This window comes from Novosphingobium sp. (assembly GCF_049240505.1).
Taxonomy (GTDB): domain Bacteria; phylum Pseudomonadota; class Alphaproteobacteria; order Sphingomonadales; family Sphingomonadaceae; genus Novosphingobium.
Genome location: NZ_JBMLSM010000046.1, coordinates 1 through 4,960 on the forward strand (window position 1 = coordinate 1; position 4,960 = coordinate 4,960).

Below are 4,960 nucleotides of genomic sequence, written 5' to 3' on the forward strand. Positions count from 1 at the left end.
TTCCGGCCCCCTTCCGGACATTCCAAATGAACCATTGCATGATCTGGTTTGTTTTTCTGCCGGCTTGGATTTGAAGTTTCGACGGGTCGTCGGTTCGAATCTCTTCAAGGCGGAGACTGCGCTGGCTAGCGCCAGCGAGGACTTCTCACCGTTACGGATATTGTCAGTTTGCGGTCTGATCGCTCTGCGTGGCTACCCTAACCCAGCTGGCTGGTCGATCATCCCAGCAGTCGCCTTGGGTATGTTTAAAGCGTGGGCAAATGAAAACTGTCTCATTCCGGCCATAGCTGTCCGACATCAGCGCCCATGAGACAGAACTGGCTTAGTCGAGAAGAGAGGATTTTCGGCTCATCGTAGCTCTATCAAAGGAAGCGAAGATGAGACAGAATCCGGGCCGCAGGCATCGACGGCCGAGAAGACCATCAAAGACATCCGCCGCGCCACGCGCAAGCATCATTCGGCCGAGGACAAAATCCGTGTCGTCCTGGAAGGCCTGCGTGGCGAAGACAGCATCGCCGCGATCTGCCGCCGCGAGGGGATCGCCGAGAGCCTATATTATAGCTGGTCGAAGGAGTTCCTCGAAGCTGGCAAGAAGCGGCTTGCAGGCGACACTGCCCGTTCGGCAACAAGTGACGAGGTGAAGGCCCTGCGTAAGGAGAGCCGCGACCTGAAGGAGGCGCTGGCCGACCTCACCCTGGAGAACCGCCTGCTCAAAAAAGCATGATCGGTCATGGGGGCGACGAGGAATGAGATATCCCGCCAACGAAAAGCTTGAGATCATCCGGCTGGTCGAGCAGTCACATCTGTCGGTCCGGCAAACCCTCGACAAGCTCGGCATTCCCAGGCCGACCTTCTACCGCTGGTATGATCGTTTCCTGACCCACGGCGTTGAGGGGCTGGAAGACCGGACTTCTGCGCCATCACGGGTGTGGAACCGCATTCCCGACAATATCAGGGATCGCATTGTCACCATGGCACTGGACAACGCCGATCTGTCGCCGCGCGAGCTGGCGGTGAAGTTCACCGACACGGAAAGCTATTTCGTATCAGAGGCTTCTGTCTACCGCCTCCTCAAGGCCCATGATCTGATTACGTCGCCAGCCTATATCGTCATCAAGGCCAATGACGAGTTCAAGGACAAGACCACGCGGCCGAACGAGATGTGGCAAACCGACTTCACCTACCTGAAGGTCATCGGCTGGGGATGGTTCTACCTGTCGACCATTCTCGACGACTATTCCCGCTACATTATCGCTTGGAAGCTGTGCACCAGCATGAAGGTGGACGACGTCACCGACACGCTCGACCTGGCGCTGGCCGCCTCAGGTTGCGACAAGGTCAAGGTCGAAAACCGACCGCGCCTGCTGTCCGACAACGGCCCGTGTTACGTCGCCTCCGATCTCGGTGAATGGCTGGATAGATTCAACATCGACCAGGTTCATGGCGCTCCCGGCCATCCGCAAACACAGGGTAAGATCGAACGCTGGCACCAGACGCTGAAGAACCGCATCTTGCTCGAAAACTACTTTTTCCAGGAGGACCCGGAAGCCCAGATCGCCGCCTTCGTCGAGCATTACAATCATCGCCGATACCACGAGAGCCTCGAAAATCTCACCCCGGCCGACGTCTACTTCGGGCGCGGCCAGACCATCCTGCTCGAACGCGAAAGGATCAAACGCGACACCATCAAACAGCGCCGCTTGAACCACCAAGCCAAAGCGGCTTAAATCAACCCGCAATCCGAGCCGGAAACTCCGTTCTTCCAGAGCCCCAAAAGTCTCAAATCATTCGACGACGGACAGGGATCGGTGTGCCTTCAACAGCGAAAAGCATCTAACAATAACAGGCGAAAGTTCCGGTTATAACCGGATGCTAACGTGGCCGGAATGCGCCTCCATATCGGCCATTCGGCATGTCTTGTCGTTTGTCCGAAAACTGCCGCTCTGCTCTCGTAGTCTGCAAAGTACCAGAAGCGGATATGTTCTCCCTTTCCGTGTTCAGACATGTGTCCTCGTCGTGCTTTCCGGAGATCGGTGTAGCTGCTCCTACAAGTTAGTCAGGAACCGTACAGTCATGGCGTTCGACAAGCCTATCGAAAATGCCGCAGCTTATGGTGAAGCGTCACGATCTGTATCTAGGAATTTCCGCAACACTTCGAGATCGGGAAGCATGCGTGCAACGTGGTCGGGGGGAATGGCGGCTGCAATCCGTTTGAGATCGGGTGCGAGTGCGTCGATCGCATCCTGTCGGAACGTACGCCCTGCATCCGTGATATGAACCAGTTTTGATCGGCCATCCCCAGGGTTCTTGCGGATCTCGATCAGGCCCGCCTGTTCCAGAACGGCCAGCGAGTGCGTCATCGATGTCTTGGGCACCTGAAAGGCCCGCGCTATGGCAAGAGGCGTGCGGCCATCGCCTACGCGGATCAAATGGTTCAATACATAAAATTGCGCTGCAACGAAGCCCGGCGGCAACCGGGCTTCCAGCAGGCTGCGTGAAAGTTGCCCGATGATGCCGATTTCGTTGAAGAGCCGGAAGTAGTCGGGCGTTGCGCTTTCAGACATTCATGATCCTGCTTTCCAACGGCCACCGCGGGCTGTTTCCGACAACCGGACCATAACCGATGCGCGACAGCATTTGAACAGTACCGCCGTCCGGTGCAAGGCGTTCGTGCACTTGGCTATAGGGCCCTGCCATCTCCGGAAATTCCTGCAAGGCCTGACTGAGGGGCTGGAACCCAAGTCCCAAAGCCGTCGCAGCCAAGTTGACGCGCACCCAGTCCGCACCCGTCGCAATCTGCGTTTCGCGGCTGTTGTCGGCGGTGACCAGCCAGATATGTCCCATCGCGGTATCGGCATTTGCGTAGACCGCGTCCATGCCGGCCCTGAAGGCGAAGCTCGTTGGGTCGGCCGCCATTTCACGGCTGAACGTGCCTGTCAGGTGCATCGTTTCAAACATAGGTCCCGAAAAGTCGATGCCATCGGGGTTGGCATCCACTTCCCGGCGTCCGATACGGAATAGATCGACGCTCTCCTGAAAAGTATGGGGCGTCTCGACCTCAATGCGAAGCGCTTCGCGCGTCAATGCGCGCCATTTGACCGTTTCCGCCGGGTCGACAGTGCCGCCGAACCGCGTGCCGTTGCTGGCTGCCAAAGCCATCTGCATCAGCATGTCGGGTGCCAGAGGGCGGCTCGTGTCGAACGGTTCCTTGTTGGAGCGCCGGGCTGGTACCAGTGCGAACAGGGGATCGCGCGCAACCGCTGGATCGGCTGTGAAGGTGATGCGCGCGATGGGCCGTTGGTCGAGGGCCGTGGCGTTGCTGCCCTGCGGAAAAAGCGTCATGGCGGCGCGGTAGCCATCTTCTGCTGCGGCCATGCGCAGGACTTCCAGAAAACACCCGAGACCGATCACGATCTGTCGGTTGAAGGGGTCGGTGTGTGGCAACAGGCGGTCAGTGTCTACATGCAGCGTGATGACGCCGTCCTCGGACACATCCGCCAGCCATGGCTGGCGATTATGCGGGTTCGGGGCCAGAAGCGCCCACGACAGAGCCCGCATCCGCGGGTCCTCATAGCTGCCCGCGCGTTCCCACGGAAGGTAAGCCGTTTGCGGCATGCGTGTTGCCGCGTATCCGAAGGCACCGCCGGCTGCCAGAACAGCCCCGCCGCCAACAAGGAAAATCATCTTGCGCCGTGTCAGGTTCATCACCATCTCCTTTGGTTCGACGTCGAACTATATGGTGCGACATCGAACCAAAGTCAAGTGACGGTTGATCTGGATGGTGCGTCTCGGTGGTAGCTGCTACCGCCTGCAAGGCTGTGGCAAGCGCTGAAGCTTGTTCGGTGAAGCAGCACCGAGGCCATCCGCTAAAGCTGGTCCAGACTCACGAATTAAAGAGAGCCCTGCATGCATCCTAATCCAGTGTTTCGTCACGTGGCACACGCTTCAAGTGTCGCCTTTGTCCGCAACCGCTCTTTCGGAATCCTCACGGTAGCTGGTCCGAATGAGCCATTGGCAAGCCACATTCCCTTCATCCTCTCTGCGGACGAGGGGCTCGTCGAGTTTCATCTCGTTCGCAACTCACCAATGGCACTTGCGATCGCTGACGGTGTGCCGGCGCGTCTCATAGTCGAGGGCCCCGAAGGATACGTATCACCCGACTGGTATGGGGCGGAAGATCAGGTGCCTACGTGGAACTATGTCGCAGTCCACCTTGTCGGTGAAGCGCGAGTGGTCAGCGAAGCCGGATTCCGTAACCTTCTCGATCGGCTGTCAGCCCATTTCGAGGCCCGTCTTGCACCCAAGAAGCCTTGGACATCGGATAAAATGAGTGAAGGCGTGATGTCGCGCATGATGCGCGGCATTGTGCCATGTCGGATGAACGTTAGCTCTCTCGAATCTACCTGGAAGCTCGGACAGAATAAGTCTGCAGAGGCGCGTGATGGAGCTGCCCTTGGTCTTGAGTCAAACGGGAACGCGACGCTCGCCGCTTTAATGCGAAACCCGCCCGTCTAGGCCCTGTTCACAAAGTGGATTTCCCAAATCAGCGGAAGCGTGATTCAACACTACCTTTTAGGAGGCGGTTCTGGCTCGCGGCGACCTCACGGATATGGAATGGCGGATCATCGAGGGGTTACTGCCTACCGAACGCGGTAGGAAGTCCCGGCCCTCGCACGACGATCGACGATACCTGAACGGGATGCTGCATGTTCTTCGGGTCGGATGCCCCTGGCGCGACATGCATGAGCGCTATGGCAAGTGGAGTTTGGTCTATGTGCGCTTCCGCCGTTGGGCAGAACAAGGCGTTTGGGACGCTTTGCTTCAAATCCTGGTCGAACTGGGCTGGCGGATGGCTAGCAGCACATGATCGATAGCACCACGGTTCGCGGTCACTCTCAGGCTGCGGGCGCTAAAGGGGGACTTATCAGGAGGCTTTTGGTCGATCACGCGGCGGCTTTAC

At 58.2% G+C, this 4,960-nt stretch carries 5 protein-coding genes and 1 pseudogene; 4 read left to right on the forward strand and 2 right to left on the reverse strand.

Features of this window, described 5'->3' with window-relative positions:
* Positions 1–310, forward strand: a 310-nt coding sequence (locus tag ACOVQ0_RS04290) for a hypothetical protein (protein ID WP_421880580.1), incomplete at its 5' end; no start/stop codon positions are given.
* 51 nt (positions 311–361) lie between these two features.
* Positions 362–1,727, forward strand: a protein-coding gene (locus tag ACOVQ0_RS04295) for an IS3 family transposase (RefSeq protein WP_421880589.1) whose coding sequence is annotated in 2 segments (ribosomal slippage) — positions 362–714 and positions 713–1,727 — 1,368 coding nt in all. Because the reading frame shifts where the segments join, the coding sequence is not laid out codon by codon here.
* 381 nt (positions 1,728–2,108) lie between these two features.
* On the opposite strand, the gene ACOVQ0_RS04300 is transcribed toward ACOVQ0_RS04295, so the two are convergent.
* Both ACOVQ0_RS04300 and ACOVQ0_RS04305 read right to left on the reverse strand, forming a co-directional pair.
* The gene (locus ACOVQ0_RS04300; RefSeq protein WP_421880583.1) at positions 2,109–2,564 is read right to left on the reverse strand and encodes a MarR family winged helix-turn-helix transcriptional regulator; all 456 of its coding nucleotides are present in this window, start codon (positions 2,562–2,564) and stop codon (positions 2,109–2,111) included.
* Positions 2,557–3,705: an Acg family FMN-binding oxidoreductase gene (locus tag ACOVQ0_RS04305; protein WP_298468282.1), complete on the reverse strand. Its 1,149-nt coding sequence runs from the start codon at positions 3,703–3,705 to the stop codon at positions 2,557–2,559. The genes ACOVQ0_RS04300 and ACOVQ0_RS04305 overlap by 8 nt, the downstream gene beginning before the upstream one ends.
* Positions 3,706–3,906: 201 nt before the next feature.
* On the opposite strand from ACOVQ0_RS04305, the gene ACOVQ0_RS04310 reads away from it, so the two are divergent.
* Positions 3,907–4,515 (forward strand): FMN-binding negative transcriptional regulator, encoded by a 609-nt coding sequence (locus ACOVQ0_RS04310; RefSeq protein WP_421880586.1) that lies wholly within the window; start codon positions 3,907–3,909, stop codon positions 4,513–4,515.
* Positions 4,516–4,609: 94 nt separating this feature from the next.
* Positions 4,610–4,960 (forward strand): annotated as a pseudogene (locus tag ACOVQ0_RS04315) (IS5 family transposase); the annotation flags it as partial.